The sequence below is a fragment of the Pseudomonas sp. TNT2022 ID1044 genome, assembly GCF_028656895.1.
GTDB classification, from domain to species: Bacteria; Pseudomonadota; Gammaproteobacteria; order Pseudomonadales; family Pseudomonadaceae; genus Aquipseudomonas; species Aquipseudomonas reinekei.
Genome location: NZ_JAMDHB010000009.1, coordinates 163,108 through 183,566, shown reverse-complemented (window position 1 = coordinate 183,566; position 20,459 = coordinate 163,108). Strand labels below are relative to the sequence as shown.

The 20,459-nt window shown below is 59.8% G+C and carries 15 protein-coding genes; 5 read left to right on the top strand and 10 right to left on the bottom strand.

Going from position 1 to position 20,459, the window contains the following annotated elements; genetic code table 11:
- Positions 1-239 precede the first annotated feature (239 nt).
- The 6 genes from M5G20_RS13655 to M5G20_RS13630 form a co-directional block, all read right to left on the bottom strand.
- On the bottom strand, positions 240-1,790 hold the full coding sequence (locus tag M5G20_RS13655; protein ID WP_443218301.1) for an arylsulfatase: 1,551 nt from the start codon (positions 1,788-1,790) through the stop codon (positions 240-242).
- A gap of 33 nt (positions 1,791-1,823) precedes the next feature.
- Positions 1,824-3,287: a DUF1254 domain-containing protein gene (locus M5G20_RS13650; protein WP_273919492.1), complete on the bottom strand. Its 1,464-nt coding sequence runs from the start codon at positions 3,285-3,287 to the stop codon at positions 1,824-1,826.
- Between the two features lie 192 nt (positions 3,288-3,479).
- Positions 3,480-5,861 (bottom strand): efflux RND transporter permease subunit, encoded by a 2,382-nt coding sequence (locus tag M5G20_RS13645; protein WP_273919491.1) that lies wholly within the window; start codon positions 5,859-5,861, stop codon positions 3,480-3,482.
- Positions 5,862-5,864: 3 nt separating this feature from the next.
- Complete coding sequence (locus M5G20_RS13640) at positions 5,865-6,821, bottom strand: WD40/YVTN/BNR-like repeat-containing protein (protein ID WP_273919490.1); 957 nt, start codon at positions 6,819-6,821, stop codon at positions 5,865-5,867.
- Between the two features lie 72 nt (positions 6,822-6,893).
- Positions 6,894-8,249, bottom strand: coding sequence for a DUF1329 domain-containing protein (locus tag M5G20_RS13635; protein ID WP_273919489.1), 1,356 nt, complete (start codon positions 8,247-8,249; stop codon positions 6,894-6,896).
- Positions 8,250-8,272: 23 nt separating this feature from the next.
- Complete coding sequence (locus M5G20_RS13630) at positions 8,273-10,153, bottom strand: DUF1302 domain-containing protein (protein ID WP_273919488.1); 1,881 nt, start codon at positions 10,151-10,153, stop codon at positions 8,273-8,275.
- A gap of 263 nt (positions 10,154-10,416) precedes the next feature.
- On the opposite strand from M5G20_RS13630, the gene M5G20_RS13625 reads away from it, so the two are divergent.
- Complete coding sequence (locus M5G20_RS13625) at positions 10,417-11,469, top strand: AraC family transcriptional regulator (protein ID WP_273919487.1); 1,053 nt, start codon at positions 10,417-10,419, stop codon at positions 11,467-11,469.
- On the opposite strand, the gene M5G20_RS13620 is transcribed toward M5G20_RS13625, so the two are convergent.
- From M5G20_RS13620 to M5G20_RS13610, 3 genes are read right to left on the bottom strand one after another with little or no spacing between them, the layout of a single operon-like run.
- Positions 11,460-12,539 (bottom strand): zinc-binding dehydrogenase, encoded by a 1,080-nt coding sequence (locus M5G20_RS13620; RefSeq protein ID WP_273919486.1) that lies wholly within the window; start codon positions 12,537-12,539, stop codon positions 11,460-11,462. The two genes, M5G20_RS13625 and M5G20_RS13620, sit on opposite strands and share 10 nt — an antisense overlap.
- A gap of 48 nt (positions 12,540-12,587) precedes the next feature.
- Positions 12,588-13,610: an NAD-dependent epimerase/dehydratase family protein gene (locus tag M5G20_RS13615; RefSeq protein WP_273919485.1), complete on the bottom strand. Its 1,023-nt coding sequence runs from the start codon at positions 13,608-13,610 to the stop codon at positions 12,588-12,590.
- 58 nt (positions 13,611-13,668) lie between these two features.
- The gene (locus M5G20_RS13610; protein WP_150718321.1) at positions 13,669-14,187 is read right to left on the bottom strand and encodes a 2,4'-dihydroxyacetophenone dioxygenase family protein; all 519 of its coding nucleotides are present in this window, start codon (positions 14,185-14,187) and stop codon (positions 13,669-13,671) included.
- A gap of 359 nt (positions 14,188-14,546) precedes the next feature.
- Between M5G20_RS13610 and M5G20_RS13605 the strand changes: the two genes are divergently transcribed.
- Positions 14,547-15,842 carry a DUF1254 domain-containing protein gene (locus tag M5G20_RS13605; protein ID WP_273919484.1) on the top strand — a complete coding sequence of 432 codons (1,296 nt, stop codon included), beginning with the start codon at positions 14,547-14,549 and terminating at the stop codon, positions 15,840-15,842.
- Positions 15,843-15,952: 110 nt separating this feature from the next.
- Positions 15,953-16,222, top strand: a complete 270-nt coding sequence (locus M5G20_RS13600; protein WP_273919483.1) for a hypothetical protein — start codon at positions 15,953-15,955, stop codon at positions 16,220-16,222.
- 168 nt (positions 16,223-16,390) lie between these two features.
- Here M5G20_RS13600 and M5G20_RS13595 read toward each other — a convergent pair whose 3' ends face one another.
- On the bottom strand, positions 16,391-17,854 hold the full coding sequence (locus M5G20_RS13595; protein ID WP_273919482.1) for a DUF1254 domain-containing protein: 1,464 nt from the start codon (positions 17,852-17,854) through the stop codon (positions 16,391-16,393).
- Between the two features lie 504 nt (positions 17,855-18,358).
- Here M5G20_RS13595 and M5G20_RS13590 point away from each other — a divergent pair.
- The gene (locus M5G20_RS13590) at positions 18,359-19,360 is read left to right on the top strand and encodes a glycosyl transferase family protein (protein ID WP_273919687.1); all 1,002 of its coding nucleotides are present in this window, start codon (positions 18,359-18,361) and stop codon (positions 19,358-19,360) included.
- Between the two features lie 90 nt (positions 19,361-19,450).
- Entirely contained in the window at positions 19,451-20,452 is a 1,002-nt protein-coding gene (locus tag M5G20_RS13585; RefSeq protein WP_273919481.1) for a glutathione S-transferase family protein, read from the top strand.
- The last annotated feature ends 7 nt before the right edge of the window (positions 20,453-20,459 follow it).

The window sequence follows — 20,459 nt, the reverse complement described above, 5'->3', positions numbered from 1 at the left end:
AGCGTTGTGGTAGATAGATCTATCTGATGGGCAGCGGAAGGCTGCAGCAGTAGCCTTAAGTCAATCCATTCAGACAGCATACCAATTGGTTGGTCGTTGACAGGGTGATAGCCGGAGCTTGTGGGGCACCAATGATTGCGTAATCGCCGGACAACCTTAGCAAGGGTTTCCGATTCAGCTGTGGGGCGTCTGACGTACATCTGCAAGTTTTACCAATTCGCGCTCCGGCCACCAGTCATTTACTGCGTTTGATAATGCATAAATTTTTCTACCATTTGATCGGCAGTGAATGTGGCCGGTCGCTGACGTGGCGGGAATTGCTGGAAGGTTGCGAGGAACTGCTGAACCCGCACCAGCGCCGGCATCGCGACGATGCCGACTTTCTTGTCCCACCACTGGTTGTAGTTGTTGGAGTCAGTGTCCGCTCGCTCGAACGGATCGCGGCGCAGGTTGAAGACCTTGGGGATGCGCAACTCGACGAAAGGATCACGCCATACATCAAACTGGTGCGCCCGTTGTTCGGCGAACACCAGCTTCCAGTCACCGTCACGCACTCCCAGCAACTTGCCATCGTCGCTGAAGTAGTAGAAATCGGTGCGCGGGCCCTTGTCTTCCTTGCCCTCCAGATACGGCAGGAAGTTATAGCCATCCAAGTGCACCTTGAAGTTCTTCACGCCGGCCTTGTAGCCCTTGAGCAACTGCTCCTTGACATCGGGTACCCCGGCAGCAGCAAGCAGGGTCGGCATCCAGTCCTGGTGCGACATGACCGTGTTGGAAATGGTATCGGGCTTGATGTGGTTCGGCCAGCGAACGATGGCAGGCACGCGGAAACCGCCTTCCCAATTGGTGTTCTTTTCACCACGGAACGGCGTAATGCCTGCGTCGGGCCACTGGTTAAAGTGCACGCCGTTGTCAGTGGAATAGATCACGATGGTGTTGTCGGCGACGCCCAGCTCATCGAGCTTTTTCAGCAAAGTGCCGACCTGGCCGTCATGTTCGAGCATGCCGTCGTTGTACTCGCCCTGCCCCGACTTGCCCGCGACCTTGTCGCTGACGTGGGTGTAGTAGTGCATGCGGGTGGAGTTGAACCAGACAAAGAAGGGTTTATCCGCCTTGACGGCCTTGTCCATGAAGTTGGTTGACGCCGCGAGGAATTCTTCGTCGATGGTTTCCATGCGTTTTTTCGTCAATGCGCCTAGATCTTCGATCTTGCCATCGACACTGCTGCGAATCACACCACGGGGACGGAACAGCTTGTCCATCGCGGGGTTCTTGGTCCAGTCCGGATCTTCGGGACCTTCTTCGGCGTTGAGGTGATAAAGATTGCCGAAAAACTCATCGAAGCCATGACTGGTTGGCAGATATTCGTCGCGGTCACCCAAATGATTCTTGCCGAACTGGCCGGTGGCGTACCCGAGCGGCTTGAGCAATTCGGCGATGGTCGGGTCTTCCGGCTTCAGGCCCACGGTTGCGCCAGGAATGCCGACCTTGGTCAAGCCCGTGCGCACGGGGTGCTGGCCGGTAATGAAGGCAGCGCGCCCGGCGGTGCAGCTCTGTTCGCCGTAGTAATCGGTGAACATTACTCCTTCCTTGGCCAGGCGGTCGATGTTCGGCGTCTGGTAGCCCATGATGCCGTCGCTGTAGCGGCTGATGTTGGTGATGCCGATGTCGTCACCGAAAATCACCAGGATGTTCGGCTTGTCTGCAGCCATCACCTGTGACGACAGGCCTGCCACTAACAATGCGACCGCGCTGCACCAGCGCTTGAGCCTGGAGCTTACATTCATCATCTCTATCTCCTTTTTAGTTGGTTGTTGTATCTGTCAGTCCAGACGCACTGCGCCCGGCGGTGTCCATTGGCCGCTCAGCACCTCGGCTTTTGGCCAATAGGTCCGGATGGTCACCTCGAATTCGCTCTTGGGCGCCGGGAGCCAGTTCGCTTCCTTGTCCCTGCCGGGCGAGTCGTGCTGCACATACAGCGTGAGCGAGCCGTCGACGTTGTACTGCATGCTTTTGCTGTTCTTGGTGCCGAGGGAATAACGCTCGAGCGCATTGGGAGCGAAGAAGTGCTGCGGGTCGTACATCGTCAGCGACCAGAAGCCATCCGCCGGCGGCGTCTTTCCCTTGGGGAAGGTCAGGGTGTAGCGATGGTCGCCATGGAGGCGCTGGCCCCTCCCGTCCACTTCGAGGAAGAAGTAGCGGGTTTCCTCGGGCTGGTTGGTGTACATGTTCGACTTGGCCGTTGCAGTGCGCGTGAGGTAGTCGTTGCCCCAACGCGCGACGTTAGTCGGCGAGTTCCAGCCGTTGGGGAGGCGCGAGCCATTGGTCTGGAAGGAGAACAGCGGCGACACGACCTTGTCTTCGGTATCGCGGGCGGCCTTGACCATGGCGCCCTTGACCGCAGGGTCTTTGGCGGCGGCGTCGAGCAGCGATTTCATCATGGCGTAGCGGCTTTCTTCGCCGGCCAGCGGTGGCACCTTGGCGAGCACTTCAGGCAACTGATCGAAGAATGTCTCCGGGTTTACCCAGCGCACTTCCGCAGAAGTTTTTTGCGGCGCGGGGAAATGCGGCGTGGCCTTCCAGTCCTTGGTGACGGTCTTGCCGGTGTACTGGCTCAGCGGATAAACCACCATCTGGTTGAGGGTCGACTGAATGGCCTTGCGGTCTTCGGCACTGTCGTCAAGAAAGGTGCGCGGGCCAACGGCGACCAGCTCGGTGGGCGACTTGATGACCTGGGTAATACCGTCGGGCACGGTGCCCTTCCAGTTCGGCCCGACGACAAGATAGTTGCCGGGTCGCGTGCCGTACTGTTTGCCCAGTTTGGAGAATTCTTCACTGCGCGCGTCATACAGCGCATACACCCAGTATCGATCACCAAAATCCGGTACCTGTAACACCATCGGATCATCGTCGGTGGCGCCATAGCCAAAGCCATACACCACGTCCTGGTTGGGGTGGGCGATCCAGTGCTGCTCCGGGGAAATGTAATCGGTGAGCATGCTGATGTAGCCGGTCGGCGCCGCCGGCAGAATGCCACCCACCAGACCCGGTTCCGGGGCCCTGGAAAAGGATGCGCGACGATTGAAGGCATTGATGATCGGCCAGCCCCACAAGTAAGCGTCCTGGGCAATGACCGTGGCGCTGGACGGGGTGATCACGGTGCCGGCCGGGACGCCAGGGACCTCGGCGGCAGGTTTGCCGGCGGAGTTTTCTCCAGCCTGGGCGGTGTTTGCCAGCACCACGGCCATGGCAAGGGCCAGCAAGGAATAGCTGAAGGTGTTCGTCATTGGATTAAAGCTCCTTTGGGATGAAAAAAACCCGGCTCAACAATGAGCCAGGTATCTCGGCAATGACTCCGATAAGCGTCGATTCACTTTCACCTGAGCGAGCTCGCGAGAGACGTCAACGATAACGCGGGGTCCCTGAACGCCCGCGTTGTCTGATCGACCATCGCGAGCATGGTCGCTCCTACAGGGGGATCAGTTTTTGGCTCGTGGCAGCAGCCAGGCGGCCAGCGCCGGCAGCAACAGGATGGCGCCCAGCATGTTCACCAGGAACATGAACGCCAGCAGGATGCCCATGTCGGCCTGGAACTTCAGGTTCGAGAAAGCCCAGGTGGCAATCGACAGGGTCATGGTCACGGCGGTGAAAACCGACGCTGTGCCACGTTGCTTGAGCGCTTCGACGAAGGCCTCGCGCAATTCCTTTCCACCGTCGTGCATCTCGTGCTTGATCCGCTCGAACAGGTAGATGCCGTAGTCCACACCAACGCCCACCCCCAGTGCCACTACCGGCAAAGTATTGACCTTGACGCCGATGCCCAGCAGCGCCATCAGCGCGTTGCACAGCACCGTGACCAGCGCCAGCGGGATGATCACGCATAGGGTTATGCGCAGCGAACGGAACATCCACAGGCACAGCAGCGTCACCGAAGCGAACAGCGCACCGTTGACCAGTTTGTCGCCGGCGTGCACCACTTCGTTGGTCGCGGCCATGACGCCGACGTTACCCGAGGCCAGCTGGAACGTGATCTGGTCGTTGTCATAGGCGGCCTTGAACGCCTTGATCTTGTTCATCAGGTTGCTGATGGTGTCGGCCTGGTGATCCTTGGTATAGATGGACACCGGGATCGCGTTGCACGCGCTGTTCATGTACTCGGTGCCGACCCGGGTGGCGAAGCCGACGCCCTGAGCGATTTGCGCGGTAGGCTCGGGCAACACTCGCCATTTCAGATCGGTTTCGGCATAGGCCTGAGTGATGTTGCCGACGAAACCGGCCAGGCTGCGCACCGAAGACACACCGTCATCCTGGCGCAGGTACAGGTCCAGCTCGTTGATCGGGTCGAGCACCTCGCGCTTGACGCACGGTGTCTCGTCACCCTTGGCCTTGACGATCACCTGCAGCAGGTCGACGCCGATGGCGAAGTCCCGGGTGATGCTTGCCACGTCCTGGTTGTAGCGCGAATCCGGGCGCAGTTCCGGTACACCGGCACCGATGTCACCGACATGCAGGTGTCGCGCCTCAAGCAGGCCCCAACCCAGCAACACCGCCGCACACAGCAAGGCCCAGGCCGCACCGCGACGGGTCGCCAGTACTCCGAGGCGCTCCCACAAGCCGGCGCCGAGGGTTTCCTTGCCGCGCAGCGTTTGTGCATCGGACGCCGACAGACGCATGAACGACAACAGAATCGGCAGCAGCATCTTGTTGGTGACGATCATCACCGACACGCCGAGGGTCGCGGTGATCGCCAGCTCGCGGACCATCTCGATATCCACCAGCGCAATCACCATGAAGCCCAGGGCGTTGGCCAGTAGCGCCACGGCGCCGGGTACGAAAAGCTTTTGGAAGCAGTTGCGCGAAGCTGTGACGCCGTCCGCACCGTTGAGGGTTTCCAGTTTCCAGGCGTTGGTCATCTGCACCGCATGGGACACGCCGATGGAGAAAATCAGGAACGGCACCAGGATCGACATCGGGTCCAGCGTCAGCTTCAGCAGCGGCAACAGCCCCATCAGCCAGACCACCGGGACCATCGCACAGATCAGCGCCCAGCCGGTCAGCATCAGCGAACCGCAGTACCAGTACAGCAGCAGTGCGCTGATGACGAAGGCGATGATGAAGAACACCAGCACATCGGAAGCGCCTTCGGCGATATCGCCGATGGACTTGGCGAAACCGATGATGTGGATACTGATGCCGTTGCCCTGGTTGTCCTGGCGAATTTTTTCCAGCTTGTTGGCCACGTCCTGCAAGTCCAGGCGCTGGCCGGTGACCGGGTCGGTCTCCTGCAGGTTGGCCACGACCATAGCCGAAGACAGGTTATTGGAGACGATGCGTCCGACCCAGTCGGACTTCAGCGTACGCTCGCGGACCTGTGCGATCTGCTGTGGAGTGCCGGAGTAGCTGGAGTCGACCAGATTGCCGCCGGTGAACCCGTCCTCGACCACTTCGGTGTAACGCACGTTGGAGGTGAACAGCGAAGTCACCGAACTGCGCTCCACGCCATTGATGAAGAACACCTCATCCGAGACCTTGCGCAGCACCGCCATGGCCTCGGGGGTGAAGATTTCACCCTTGTCGGTCTTCACCGACACCAGCACCTTGTTGGCACCACCGAAATCCTTCTGGTATTCAAGGAAGGTTTTCATGTACTCGTGGTGCAGCGGGATCATCTTGAAGAAGCCCGCCTCGACCTTGAGGTTCGTCGCGCTGTAGCCCAGCGCCGCGGTGATCAGAATGAACAGCGCCAACAAGGCTTTGCGCTGGTGGAAAATCCAGTAGGACACTTTGCCGACGATGCCTTGGGCAAAAGCATTGCGCGCCAGTTCATCGGCATCCGTCACGTATTTTTCCTGAATGCTCATGGGTTACTCCTGACGCTCGGTCACGTTCGCCGCCAGCGGCGTCACGCCCCGGTCACCGACCGCGAGCACTTGTCCATCGTCCAGCTGTATGGCCTTGGCCAGGCTGGCCTGGGTGGACGGCAGTGTTTTGAAGCTGCGGCCCTGGTCATCGCTGGTCAGCAGCAAGCCGCTGTTGCCGAACACCAGAATGCGTCCGGACTTCAACTCGACCGCGCCATTGAAGGCGAAGGTGGTGGCCGTGTCCCGGCGGGTCCAGGTATGGCCACCATCGCTGGAGAGCCATAGGTTGCCGCGCATGCCGTAGATCAGCAGATCGCCGTTGTTCAGTTGCAGGGCGCCGAACAGGCTGCCGGCATAGGGGCTCTCCAGCGCCTGCCAGGTTTCGCCGTGGTCTGCGGATTTCGCCAGGGTGCCGCTCTCGCCCACCAACAGGTACTCACCGTTGACCAGGGGGATGACCCGCGAGATGTGCCGATCGAAATCAGTGTCCAGAATGGGCAAGCGCTCCCAGGTCACACCGTCGTCCTTCGACAGCAGGTACAGGCCGAACGCGCCCCAGGCGGCCATGCGCCCTTTCCCCAGAGCCACGACGCCCAACAGCGCTTCGTCATTGGTATCGGCCTCGACGACCGTCCAGTGCTCGCCGCCATCGACCGTGCGCAATAGCGCGCCGCCATGACCGACGGCGACGCCGACCTGAGAATTGGCGAAAGCCACGCCGGAGAGTGTCCGCGTTGTCGCCGTGCGCACGCTTTTCCAGGCTTGTCCGTGCTCGTTGGCGATCAATACGACGCCACGTTCGCCGACGGCGACAAGGTGCTGGCCGCTGTCGGCAATGTTGAGCAGCAAGACGTGATTCGGGCTGATCTGATAATCGAGTTTGGGCGGCTCGGCGCACACGGAGGTGGCCAGCAGACACACGCCCACACCCGCCAGAAGATCCAGGTGGCGTAAAGACATAACAAAGATTCCGATGTGCAGGCGAGCGGCCAGGTGGCCGCTCGCAGCAAGGTTAACGACAGCGAGTCTCGATCACTTGCCCATGCGGCGCAGCGCGTCGGGCTGGAAGTCGACGAAACGGCCCTTGATCCCGAATTTCCATGGGTTCGGTTCTTCGTTGGCCAGGCCCGCCAGGTAGTAGCCACCGTTGCTAAGGTCGTGCCAGATGTTGGCGCGGTACCACGGCACTTGCGCATCGTAGAACTGGATCAACGGGTGCACACCGATGCGCCACAGGGTGCCACGGGTGTCGTAGGCGTCGCTGGCCAGTACGGTCCAGGAGTCTTCATCGAGGTACATCACACGCTTGCCATACACATGCTTGGCATCCGGGCGCAGGGTGCCCTCCACGACCCACACGCGGTGCAGTTCATAACGCATGAAGTCCGGGTTGGGCGTGTTGGCGGTGAGGATGTCCTTGTACTTGACCTGTTTGGAACCGAGCTTGTAGTCGTTGTACGGCACATACATCTCGCGCTTGCCCACCAGTTTCCAGTCGTAGCGATCCGGTGCACCGTTGTAGCCGTCAAAGTCGTCGGTTACACGCAGGCCTTCTGTACCGTCGTTGACGTTGTCATATGCCAGGTCCGGCGCGCGGCGTACGCGGCGTTGACCGACGTTGTAGATCCACGCCGAGCGTACTTCCTTGACCTGGTCGATCGGCTCCTGCACCAGTTGCACGGTGCCGGCCAGGGTGGCCGGAGAAATGAAGCGTGCCGAGTAGTTGAGCAGGCGGTTATCAGATGGCTTGTCCATGTTGCTGTCGAAGACGCGGTTCTCCTCGATGCGCAAGGCGTAGTAGTCGCCGCCACCGCGGACCGGGAAGGACGCGTACGTGCGCTGCAGGCCACCGCCGAGGTAACGCACGTTGTGATTCCAGATCGCTTCCAGACCATTTTTTGGAATCGGGAAAGGCGTTGTCGAACCGTTCAGGTTGCTCACGCCAAAACCGTTGAGTTCGGCGTGTACCGCTTCCTGCTTGACCTTGTCGGCGACGGCCGCCGGCACCATGGCCGTACGGTGGGTCGGATAGACCGGCATGGTGAAGGTCGGGTACTTGGTCAGCAGCGCCTGCATGCCCGGGGAAATCTTGTCCTTGTACTGCGCCATGTTGGCAGCGGTAATGGTGAACAGCGGTTTCTCGTTGGCGAACGGATCAATGTAGCCCTTGTCCGGGCTCCAGCCAGCCGGCGGTTGCGCCATGCCCCCGGTGTACGCAGGGATGGAGCCATCGGCGTTGCCGGCCATCTCGCCACCCAGCGGCGTCAGGTCCTTGCCCAGGCGGGCGGCCTGGTCGGCAGTGATCTGGGCATGCGCCATTCCGCTCAGGGCGAGCAGCAAGGCAGACGCCATGCCGCTCAGGCGCGCGGCATGAAGAAAGTTGTTCATCGGACTTACCTCTTATTGTTCTGTCAGAAGCTGTAGCTGTAATTGGCGGAGTAGAAATCGCGGTCATGCAGCGGGTCGTATTCAGCGCTGTTGTCGAAACTCACGTAGCTGAAGTCGAGCTTTTGCTGCTTGTTGTAATCGAAGGTGATGCCCAGGGCGCTGGTGATCCGGCCTTCGTTGAACTGGCCGTCCATCGAGACGCCGTCGACGTCCTGGCCGACAAAGGCATAAGGCGAGGCCGTGATGCTGGTGCCCAGGAAGTTGTTGTAATCCAACTGGCCGCGCAGGCGATAACCCCAGGCGAAGTCGGTGACATAGCCTTTGTTCTTGCAACCGGCCGGACTTGTGTTGACCAGACTGGCCACCGGGCTGGTACAGGTGTTGCCGCCGGCAGGGATAGACGGTGACGAGCCCAGGCCATAGATGAAGCCACGGCCGTAGCGGCGCTCATCGTCACTCTGTGGAATGTTGTTCCACTGGAAACCGGCCTCGGCCACCACGGTGAGGTTTTCAGCTTTGAGCACGTTAGGGAACACGTTGACGCCGTTGATCTGGAACTGGGTTTTCTCGTAGCGATCCCAACCGGCGGTAAACGAGGAGCTCTGGACTTTGACCAGTTGCAGCAACTCGCCCGCCGGACCGACACCGGCCAGCGCGCCGTTGAGCAAGTCGGCGCCGTTGATTTGCGCCGGCTGATTAGGCGAGTAACTGAGTTCCGAACCAATCGACCAGCCCGCCAGGGTCGTAGTGAAACTCAGGCCGTACAGGCGGATGTCTTCCGGGTATTCCCAGCTTGGCCCCACGATCTCACCCCGGGCATTGCGCGCAACAGCGCCTGGCTGACCGGCATTGGGGAACTCCGATAACGAGAGCGTCGTCGAGCCGGTGCTGCGCAGCCCCAGGTACGGGGTCCGTGAATGATAATTGAGGTAGTACAGGCCGAGTTCGCCATCGAGCGCATCGATGGGGAAGCGGAATGCCACGCCCCACTGGCCACTGTCACGGGGTTCCTTGCCCTTGATTTCCGGCAGATAAGCGCCTGCGGCGATCTTGGTCGCCGACGAGGGACTGGTACCGCCCAGGAACGTGCCCACTTGACAATCGCCGAAGTCCTGGCCGATCGCGCTCTCGGTCACCGACCAATAATGGCCGCAGCCCTCGATGGCGGTGGCTTCGTACTTGAGCTGGTAGAAAGCTTCCATGGAAATCCCGGCCGGCAGACCGATGTTCATGTAAGCCATCCACACCGGAATCAAGGCTTCCTTGAGTTCAGTACCCGGGCGGCGCAAGGCCGGCACGTCGAGTGGATTGATCTGGTTGATGCCCTGTATGTAGGCGCTTTCACCCCAGTTGACCACCTGGCGCCCGAGCCGGACCTGAACCGGAGCGTCATCGACATACCAGGTGTTGTAGGCGTAGGCATCGAGCAGATAGACGCCGCTGAATTTTTGCAGGTCGACATAACCATCGTCGTTGAGCGGCTTTTTGCGATAGCCATTGGAGGCACTGCCGTAGTTGACATCTTCGTCCTTGAGCGCCTCGTCGTACCAGCCTTTGACCCGGACCAGGCCACCCATGTCGCCATTGCGCAGCGACAGGTCAGTGACAAACTTGGCGATGGTCGAGACGCGGTCGCCCTTGTCGTAGTTGAGGTTGCCGGCATCCACCGAGCCGCCGTTACCGCCGGACTTACCCACCAGTGCACCGTTGGCGCCGCTGTAGAGGTCGTGATCCTGGTTTTCCGCGCGCCATTGCGAGCCCACAGACAGGGTGGTGTTCCACTCCCCCTCCCAGCCGTTTTCCAGCTGGAACGGCATCGCCTGCACGGCGCCGGCCGATACGCAGGAAATGGCCAGGGCAAGCGGTTTCACGTAAGTACGGACGTTATTGTTTTTGTAGTGCATGCAGATCTCCGCCACCGCCCTTACCTTGCGGAGTCAGTCTTGACCCCTTGGCTGAGCGTTCTTGTTTGTTTGGTCAAGCATGCAGAGAGACGGCCCCGAATCATTTGTCATTTCACGTCATAAGTTTGTCATTTGCCGTCAGTGGTCGAATTAAACTGTTCGCCCGCGGGAAATACGAAGACGATGGTATTGCCCCCCTGGAAGGGTTGTGTACGACCCGTCAAGGCACTCGTTTCCTGCAACAAGAGGCTCAAACCCCGACCATGACTGCCTTGATCAAAACCACTTCACTCACCGGTTTCCCTGAGCTCGTCAGGGACCTGGGCGGCAACCCCGATGAACTGCTGCGCCAGATGCAGATCGACCCGAAGCTGCTGGCCAACGGTTCGGCGGTGATTCCGTATCGGGCGATGATCAACCTGCTGGAGCTGAGTGCCGAACAGTTGCAATGCATTGACTTCGGCCTGCGCCTGGCCGAGCGACAAAGCATCATGATCCTCGGTCCATTGGCGGTGGTCGCGCAAAATGCGCGCAACATCGGCGAGGCGCTGTCGGAGATCACACGCTTCCTGCACACCTACAGCCCGGGCGTGCTGGTGAGCCTGGACACCGAGATCGACGTCGTTCATCCGTATCTGATTTATGAGTTGCGCCTGCGTCCCGCACCGCGCCAACGCCAGATCATCGAGCTGTCGCTGGGCGTCATGTTCAAGGCTTTGCAGATGCTCTACGGGCCGGGATTCCGTCCGCATTCAGTGATGTCGCGCACCGAAGCACGATTGCCGCAAAGTCGTTATCAACGTTTCTTTGGTGCCCGCACTTACTTCGGCCAGGCGCACAACGCCCTGGTGCTGTTCCCGGAATGTTTGAGCAAACCTATCGACCAGCACAACGTTCAATTGCACGACACCATGATGGAATACGTCAGCAATATGGGCGCGGCCAATCGACTGGACATCGGCAGTCAGGTCGAAGCCTCGATCCGTCGCTTACTGCCGACCCAGCGCTGCGCCCTGCCGCTGATCGCCGAACAACTGGGAATGCGCGAACGCTCGCTGCAACGACGCCTGGCCGATAGCGATCTGGTTTTCGAGGAGCTGGTCGAGCAGGCAAGACAAGAGTTGGCCGAGCTGTACCTGGCCGAAGCAAACATGCCCATGGCGCAGATTGCCGGCCTGCTCGGTTATGCCGAACAGAGTTCGTTCAACCGCGCCTGCAAGCGCTGGTACGGCGTTCCGCCACGGGTACGCCGCACGCAATTGCGCGTCGCCCCGATGGACGACGCGCGGACCCGGGCGATGAAGCCTCAATCATAGGTGATGATGATTTTGGCGTGCTCATCCGGCTGGGCCAGGTCGTCGAAAGCACCCGCCACCTGATCCAACTTCACGCGACCGGTGATCATCGGCGCGCCCTCGAGCTTGCCGTCCGCCAGGGCATGCAAGGTGTGGGCGAACTCTTCTGCTGTATAACCGAAGGAGAAGTGCACGTTCATTTCCTTGCCGATGCCGATCAGGGGTTCGATGCGGTCGCTTTCCATGCACACGCCGACCACGATCAGCCGCGAGCGCGGGGCGGCGTTCTGGATCACCTGCTGAATCAACCCGGGAATGCCCACGCATTCGAACACCACGCAAGGCTTGGGCTGCGGCCCCAGGCCCAGCAGTGCCATCGGGCCATTGATGTCGTACCCTTCGGGCGCAGCCACTTGCAGCCAGGATTGGTACGGTGACTGCTCGGCCGGGTTGACCACGACATCGGCCCCCATTTTCTCTGCCAGGGCACGTCGCCCGGCGGAAAAGTCCGAGGCCACTACCGGGCCGATCCCACGGGACTTCAACACCGAGATCAACGCCAGGCCAATCGGTCCGCAACCGATCACCACCGGCACTTCGCTGCCATCCAGGCGTGCTCGGTTCACCGCGTGTGCGGCCACCGTCATGGGTTCGGTCAGCGCCGCGATATCCGGCGGCAGATCCCCCGGCACCGGCATCAGCATCTGTTCGGCCAGCACCATCTGCTCGCCATAACCGCCCGGGTAACGGTTGGAGAAGCCGATGTGGTGGAAGTGCTGCGGCGTGATCACGAACGGCAACGAACAGACCCGCGTCCCGACCTTGAGCTTTCTGTCGCTGTCTGGCCCGTGATCGAGGATCTCGGCGCAGTACTCGTGGCCGAACACCACGTCTTTGTGGTCATCGAACGCAATCGGGATATGGCCGCGCTTGAAGTTGGCCAGCACGTGCTCGCAGTGATGGAACATGTGCAGGTCCGAGCCACAGATTCCGCAGGCGAGCGTCTTGACCAGCACTTCGCCCTGTCCCGGCGTAGGCGCAGCGATCGAGTCGACCAGCAATTGCTTGTCGCGCATGACAACAGCTTTCATGAAAAACCCCCTTCAGATTGGGTCGCAGCAGCCGGCGACCCGCAGGTATCAGCTCAATTGCCCGACTTCGCGAAGCCACGCTTCGGAACGGCGCAAGCCCTCATCCAGACTCATCTTCGGCGCGTAACCAAGCAACCGACGAGCCTTGTCGATGGAAATGCCGCCGGTGCGCGAGAACATGTACATCGTGTCGGGCGTCACTTCATCGTGGCGGCGCAACAGGCGATTAACGCTCCAGATCAGCCACGTAAGCGTCACCGCCAGCCCCAGCGGCAGGCTGCGCGGCGACCCGCTGCGGCCGGCCCAGCGCCAGTGATTGCCAAAGAACTCGCGGCAGCTGACCGACTCGCTTGAACTCACATGGAAGATCTGCCCGATCGCCTGGGGCAAACCGGCCGCCAGCATCACGCCGTCGAGCAGGTCTTCGATGTACACCGGCGTCCAGCGACCTTTGCCACCGTTAGGCAGGATCAGTGCACCGGCCTTGGCCATCTTCAGCGGCTCGCTGAGCCAGGCCCTGGAGCCTGGACCGTAGACGTCGCCCGGACGGACGATGGTGCAGTCGATTTCGCCCGCCGCGTGGGCCGCCAGCACGACGTGCTCACTCGCCCCCTTGGCCACGCCATAGCGATATTGCTCACCGATGACCACATCACTGCGTTCGTCCGCCTGCTCGGGGTATTCCCAGCCCAGGGCGGCGATGGAAGAAAACTGCACGAAGCGCCGGGCGCCGCTTTTGATCGCGATATCCAGGCAATTGCGCACACCGCGAACCGACACCTCGCGGTACTGTTTCCACGGTGCGGCCAGAGACACCACCGCAGCGGTGTTGATAAACAACTCGCAACCGCGGGCATGCTCGGCCCACTGCTCCGGGCGAGTCAGGTCGCCGGCGACCACGCCGTTGGCCGCGTCGGCGCGCAGGTCCATGCCCCGAACCTCGACCCCGAGCGCCCGGTAGCGACGCGCCAGGGCCTGGCCGATGAAACCGCTGGCACCGGTAATGAAAACCGAACGTGGCACGTCAGGCGTTTGCCCTTCGATGCCGGTCGGCATGGCAGGATGGCTCATTGAGCACTCTCCACAAAGTAAAGGGATTGACGGGCGCTGCTGCGCCCGCCGGGAGTGCTCAACCGACGGTGTAACCGGCGTTGCCCGGACGGATGTAGCGGGCCGGCTCCAGGCCGCGCTCTTTCACCAGGCGATCAATGATTTGCATGATGTCGGTGGCGTCCATGACATTGACGAAGTTGCCGTCCTGATCGAAGTTGATGTTGGCGCCGTAGACCACCATGAAGGTGTCGGTAGGCTCGGTGTTATCAGCCGGCACCATGAAGGTATGGATCGAGCCACCCGGCTCATAGAGGTAGCAACCGGCGGTCTGCGGCTGGTCCGGGTATTCGACGTAGTGCCACTTGCCCGACATCGTGAACAGATGAACGGGACCGGTGTGGTAATGGCAAGGCAGGCGCACGCCCGGCTGGAAGATGACGCGCAATGTCCATACACCCAGGTTCGGGTCCAGGTACAGCGGCTGCACATCAACGCCCGGGAAGTACGGCGCCATGGCGTCCTTGTAAATCGGCAACTCGTTGGTATTAATCGTCAGCAGTTCTTTGTGATCGAAGAAAGGCGTAGGCATCGGCATTGTTATTATCCTCATGCAGGCGGTTGCGGATGACGGGCTATTGCGTCCTGTCGCCATACTGATGTTTTGCCCCAGCCAAGAATTGTCATTTGACGTCTGCCGTTTGGCATTTGCCGACACGGCGCCAGGCCCAACTCCGAACCCGAAGCTAACGCAATGCAGCGGGCAAAGATGCTTGTTCGTGCGTATATTTCTTCACACTTCACGTCAGTTTTTTATCATTCGACGTCAGCATTGATACGCTTTTTGCCGCCTCCGCTGCCCTTATAAACAAGGCTTTACATTTGTTCTGCAGCGGTGATAACTAAAAAAAGAATCGATCAAACAGATTCGAACTTTCGTGACAACCAGGAAGGCCCATGAAGAAAATAATACTGGCGGCATCCATGCTTTCTTTTGCAATTCCTGCCTTTGCACAAATACCGGATAAAGTTGCCGAAGAGGCCTTTGTCTATGGCTATTCGATTGACGAGGCCTACAAGTTTTTCTACGAAACCGCCGTCAAGCCCCAAACCCCGCTCAACCGTTTCCAGAACATCCGCCACCTGGCCGATGACACCTACACTGCGCACCCGACCATCAACAACGACACCCTGCACCTCATGGGATGGCTGGATGTGGCCGCAGAACCTGTGATCATCAGCGTGCCCGACATGGACAAGGGCCGGTACTGGGTGCTGCACACCATGGACATGGGCCACTACACCACCTCGATGATCGGCGCACGCACACGGGGCACCAAGGGCGGCCATTTCATGTTCGCCGCCAGGGACTGGAAAGGCGAAGTGCCGCCGAGCGTTGACGAAGTGATTCGGGTTGAATCCAACCTGGTGAAAGTCATGGGCCGGATCATGGCCACCGGTCCCGACGACGAGAAAGTCGCACTCAAGTACATGGACGACTGGAACGTACGCACACTATCGGCGTACCTGGGTGAACCGGGACCTGCGGAAAAACAACGCACTTATCTCGACCCGGCCAAGACCAATTGGCTGCAACGGGTCAACGCCGTCCTGTGTGACGGCACCATGGGGACCGCCGACAAGAAGTGGCTGGATCAGTACAAAGTCATGGGGCTTGCGCCGTGCAATGAAAAGTTCACCCAGGATCAACTCGCCGCCGCGAATAAAGGCGAAGAGTTAGGCATGAAACACATCAAGGAACTGGCGCCGAAAATGACCAACGCCGGCAAGTTGCTCGGTACGCGCGAACAACTGGGCGACGGCGATCGCGACCTGTTCGCCGAAGGCACCTACCTCGGTCAGTGGGGCCTGCCACCGGATGAAAGCGTTTACCTCAAATCGGAAACTGACAGCACCGGCAAGCATCTCAGCGGCGCCGACGGCCAGAAGTACCGCATGCACTTCAAGGCACCGGACGTCAGCCAGTTCTGGTCGTTCACCGTGTATGCCTCGGACAATCGCCTGATGGCGCACAATGCCCTCAATCGCCACAGTCGCGGAGACCGCACGTTGAAACCCGACGCCGACGGCATGTACACCATCGAAATGAGCGCCAAGGGCGACGCGAGCAACCCCAACTACCTGCCCATTCCAGAGAAAGATGCCTACATCATCATGCGCATGTACGGCCCGAGCAAAGAGGTGCAGCAAGGTAGCTACAAGTTCCCGGCCATCGAAAAAGTCGACAAATGATCGCGACGACTGCCCGTGAATCGTCGAGTCCACCGGGCAGTCTGGCCTGAAGCGAGTCGTCGACTAAGCTTTTGGCGGTATCGTTCGACAGGTAACAACGGATTGAAAAAATGACAGGCATGCGAAAGATTCTGCTGATCGGTACAGTGCTGAATACAGTCAATGTGTTCGCCGCAACGCCAGTGACTCCCGACAACTATGCCCGCGCCGAAGTGGACGAGTCCTTCAAAAGCGTCGTTTCCGATGTAGGGGCGAATACCTTCCGTCAGGACAAGTACCTGAAAAGTGAAAACTCCAACCTGAACAACCGTGCGATGAAATTCAACAACGACGACACCGTGACGGTTCACTCGGGCCAAAAGAGAAATGCGGTGAAGTAGCCAATTGGCCGCCAACACCGTGACACAATTGGTATCTGGGCATGCGTATCTATCGGCCCGGTGAAAGCGTAGTGAGCGGCAAATACACCATCGCGCAGCCGACAGAAATCAAATAATCGGCAAGTCAAACAGGGCAGCGACTCCCGCAAGTCGCGGCCCTGGCATCCATCAATTCACACGTACAGCCGCTGGCGGCGTCCACTCACCGCTGAGCACTTCGGGTTTGGGCCAATAGGTGCGGATGGTCGTCTCGAAATCGCTTTTCGGCGCTGGCAGCCAGTTGGCTTCCTTGTCCTTGCCCGGCGAATCGTGCTGGATATACAAGGTCAGCGAGCCATCGGCATTGGTCTTCATGCTCTTGCTGTTCTTGGTACCCAGGGAGTAACGCTTGAGGTCGTTGGGCGCAAAGAAATGCTGCGGGTCGTACATCGTCAACGACCAGAAACCATTGGCGGGCGGTGTCTTGCCTTTGGGGAAAGTGATGGTATAGCGGTGGTCGCCATTGAGACGCTCGCCCTTGTCGTCCACTTCGAGGAAGAAGTAGCGCGTCTCCTCGGGCTGGTTGGTGTACATGTTCGATTTAGCAGTGGCCGTACGGCTGAGGTAATCGTTGCCCCAACGCGCGACATTGGTCGGTGAGTTCCAGCCATTGGGCAGGCGCGAGCCATTGGTGCGGAAAGCGAACAGCGGTGTAATGGCCTTGTCTTCGGTCTCGACTGCCGCCTTGATGATCGCGTCCTTGATCGCCGGGTCTTTATTGGCCGCTTCCAGCAGAGCCTTGATCATCGCGTAACGGCTCTCTTCGCCGGCCAGCGGTGGCACCTTGGCCAGGACTTCCGGCAACTGGTCGAAGAATGTCTCCGGGATCACCCAGCGCGACTCGGCAGACGTTTTCTCGGCCTGCGGGAAATGGGGCGTGGCTTTCCAGTCCTTGGTCACGGATTTGCCGGTGTACTTGCTCAACGGGTAGATGACCATCTGATTGAGCACAGGCTGAATGGCTTTGCGGTCTTCGTCGCTGTCGTCAAGGAACGCCCGTGGACCGGCAGCAACCAGTTCGGTGGGTGACTTGATTACTTGAGTGATACCCTCGGGCACCGTGCCCTTCCAGTTCGGCCCGACCACCAGATAGTTGCCGGGCTTGGTGCCGTATTGTTTACCCAGTTTGGAGAACTCTTCACTGCGTGCATCGTAGAGCGCATACACCCAGAAGCGATCACCGAAGTCCGGCACCTGCAACACCATCGGGTCGTCGTCGGTCGCGCCATAACCAAAGCCATACACCACGTCCTGATTAGGGTGCGCGACCCAGCGTTGTTCCGGCGAAATATAGCCAGTGAGCAGACTGACATACCCTGTCGGTGCTGCCGGCAAAATGCCGCCGATCAGTCCAGGTTCCGGTGCCTTGGCAAAAGAGGCGCGACGGTTGAAGGCGTTAACGAGCGGCCAGCCCCACAAATAGGTGTCCTGCGCGATGATCGCGGCACTTGAAGGGGTAATCACGGTGCCTGCCGGGACGCCCGGAACCTCGGCAGCCGGCTTGCCGGTGGAGTTCTCGCCAGCCTGGACACTTCCTGCCAGAACAGCGCCCATGGCAAGGAGCAACCAGGAGTAGGTGAATGCATTTTTCATCGGGTTCAAGCTCCGTTTGAGTAATCGGTAAACGTCCCCCCTCGTTCCAAGTGGGAATGAACCAGGTGATAACCCACCGGCCCGACCGATAACTCTAGTAGGATTTTGGCAGCCTGAAAGAAAACACCCGTTCACAGACAGCGCTATAGAGCATTTTAGAAAGAAGCAACTGTGTCCGCTACGGGGCGGCTGATGCTCTTGCCGACCGGCAGCAATGGGTCAGTCTGAATGTCGCGTCAGAAGAAAAAAAAGCCTCAGGGCACATTACAGAGTCATTTATACGGCCCCTAAAGCTGCCTTCTGAGCCAACTCCAGTGATTTTTGGAAGACCGCTATAATGGGTCGATTTCAGCCTCTAGCAAGACAGCAATCGGCCAGGAGTGGTCAAAAATTGAGAGGCGCGCTCGGTCGCTACGCACAAAAAACCGAAAAAAGTTCAATTAGGTAAGTGTCTGATTTATGGGAAATAAAATGCCTTTAACAGTGAGTAAGGTTCCGGAAGGCGTGACCGACTATCCAGCGCTGACCCTTCAAACCCCAGCCGAACATCCATTCGCCCAGTTCGTGCGAATCCTCGGCAAAGGCAAACGCGGCGCCCGCGACCTGACTCGCGAAGAAGCCCGCGCCGCCATGGGCATGGTGCTCGATGAACAGGTCGAAGAAACCCAGCTCGGCGCCTTCCTGATGCTGCTGCGGCACAAGGAAGAAAGCGCCGAAGAGATGGCCGGGTTCACCGAAGCCCTGCGCGAACGCCTGCAAGCGCCGGCACTGGCGGTGGATCTGGACTGGCCGACCTACGCCGGCAAGAAACGTCATTTGCCGTGGTATCTGTTGGCCGCCAAGTGCCTGGCGCAGAACGGCGTGCGGATTTTCATGCACGGTGGCGGCGCACACACGGCCGGTCGGCTGTACAGCGAGCAATTGCTGGAGGAGCTGAAGATCCCGTTGTGCCGCAACTGGCAGCAGGTCGGCACGGCGCTGGACAACGGCGGTCTGGCGTTCATGCCGCTGGTGGACTGGGCGCCGCAGCTGCAACGGATGATCGACCTGCGCAACACCCTCGGCCTGCGTTCACCGATCCATTCGTTGGCGCGGATCCTCAATCCGCTGGGCGCCCGCTGCGGCTTGCAAAGCATCTTCCACCCCGGCTATCAGGCCGTGCACCGCGATGCCAGTGGCCTGCTTGGCGACACGGCCATTGTGGTCAAGGGCGATGGCGGCGAGATCGAGATCAACCCGGACGCCGACAGCCACTTGTACGGCACCACCGGCGGCGAAAGCTGGGATGAGGAATGGCCGCAACTGTCGAGCCAGCGCCACGTCAAACCGGCCGGCCTCGACCCGGCGCATCTCAAGGCCGTCTGGCGCGGCGATGTGGTCGACAGCTACCCGCAAATGGCCCTGATCTCGACCATGGCCCTGGCCTTGCGCGGCCTCGGCCAAAGCCGTGAGCAAGCGTTCGAAACGGCCGAGAAATACTGGGCGTCTCGCGACAAATCGATTTAACCGATCATTGACGCCCGATCTTTGCGCTTTTTGTTCGAACTCATGGGCATAGACTCCTCTCCAACGCTTATCGGTTGAGGAGTCACGGACATGGGTTTATTAGTCGAAGGTCGCTGGCAGGACAAATGGTACGAAAGCAGCAAGGACGGCGCGTTCCAGCGTGAGCAGGCGCAGCGCCGTAACTGGGTGACCGCCGACGGCCAGCCCGGCCTGAGCGGTGTCGGTGGCTTTGCCGCCGAGGCGGGCCGCTATCACCTTTACGTGTCCCTCGCCTGTCCCTGGGCCCACCGCACGCTAATCATGCGCAAGCTCAAGGGCCTCGAAAGCCTGATTGATGTGTCGGTGGTCAGCTACTTGATGCTGGAAAACGGCTGGACCTTCGACAAGGCCCACGGCTCAACCGGCGACACACTCGATCACTTCGACTTCATGCACCAGCGCTATACCGCCGACACCGCCAACTACACCGGTCGCGTTACCGTGCCGGTGCTGTGGGATAAACAGCAGAAGCGCATCGTCAACAATGAATCGGCGGAGATCATCCGCATGTTCAACGGCGCATTCGATGAGTTGACCGGCAATGACCTGGACTTCTATCCGCAGCCTCTGCGGGGCGAAATCGATGCGCTGAATGAGCGGATTTATCCAGCGGTGAACAACGGCGTGTACCGCGCCGGGTTTGCCACGTCACAGCAGGCTTATGAACAGGCGTTTGATGAGTTGTTTGCCGAGCTGGATCATCTGGAACAAGTACTGGACGCCAACCGCTACCTGACGGGCGAGTACCTGACTGAGGCAGACATTCGCCTGTTCACCACGTTGATTCGTTTTGACGCGGTGTATTACGGCCACTTCAAGTGCAACCTGCGGCGCATTGCCGATTATCCGAACCTGTCGATCTGGCTGCGGGAGATGTATCAGTGGCCAGGGATTGCCGAAACGGTGGACTTCACCCACATCAAGCATCACTACTACGGCAGCCACAAGACCATTAACCCGACGGGCGTCGTGCCTAAAGGGCCGGAGCAGGACTTCACCACTGCCCATGATCGGGAGCGGTTGAGCGGCAAAGGGGTTTGGCGCAGGGCCTGAAATTTAC

Bases quoted from the DNA above. Each gene is read 5' to 3' on its own strand.
- M5G20_RS13655 (WP_443218301.1), bottom strand. From the start codon at position 1,790: ATGATGAATGTAAGCTCCAGGCTCAAGCGCTGGTGCAGCGCGGTCGCA.
- M5G20_RS13650 (WP_273919492.1), bottom strand. From the start codon at position 3,287: ATGACGAACACCTTCAGCTATTCCTTGCTGGCCCTTGCCATGGCCGTG.
- M5G20_RS13645 (WP_273919491.1), bottom strand. From the start codon at position 5,861: ATGAGCATTCAGGAAAAATACGTGACGGATGCCGATGAACTGGCGCGC.
- M5G20_RS13640 (WP_273919490.1), bottom strand. From the start codon at position 6,821: ATGTCTTTACGCCACCTGGATCTTCTGGCGGGTGTGGGCGTGTGTCTG.
- M5G20_RS13635 (WP_273919489.1), bottom strand. From the start codon at position 8,249: ATGAACAACTTTCTTCATGCCGCGCGCCTGAGCGGCATGGCGTCTGCC.
- M5G20_RS13630 (WP_273919488.1), bottom strand. From the start codon at position 10,153: ATGCACTACAAAAACAATAACGTCCGTACTTACGTGAAACCGCTTGCC.
- M5G20_RS13625 (WP_273919487.1), top strand. From the start codon at position 10,417: ATGACTGCCTTGATCAAAACCACTTCACTCACCGGTTTCCCTGAGCTC.
- M5G20_RS13620 (WP_273919486.1), bottom strand. From the start codon at position 12,539: ATGAAAGCTGTTGTCATGCGCGACAAGCAATTGCTGGTCGACTCGATC.
- M5G20_RS13615 (WP_273919485.1), bottom strand. From the start codon at position 13,610: ATGAGCCATCCTGCCATGCCGACCGGCATCGAAGGGCAAACGCCTGAC.
- M5G20_RS13610 (WP_150718321.1), bottom strand. From the start codon at position 14,187: ATGCCGATGCCTACGCCTTTCTTCGATCACAAAGAACTGCTGACGATT.
- M5G20_RS13605 (WP_273919484.1), top strand. From the start codon at position 14,547: ATGAAGAAAATAATACTGGCGGCATCCATGCTTTCTTTTGCAATTCCT.
- M5G20_RS13600 (WP_273919483.1), top strand. From the start codon at position 15,953: ATGACAGGCATGCGAAAGATTCTGCTGATCGGTACAGTGCTGAATACA.
- M5G20_RS13595 (WP_273919482.1), bottom strand. From the start codon at position 17,854: ATGAAAAATGCATTCACCTACTCCTGGTTGCTCCTTGCCATGGGCGCT.
- M5G20_RS13585 (WP_273919481.1), top strand. From the start codon at position 19,451: ATGGGTTTATTAGTCGAAGGTCGCTGGCAGGACAAATGGTACGAAAGC.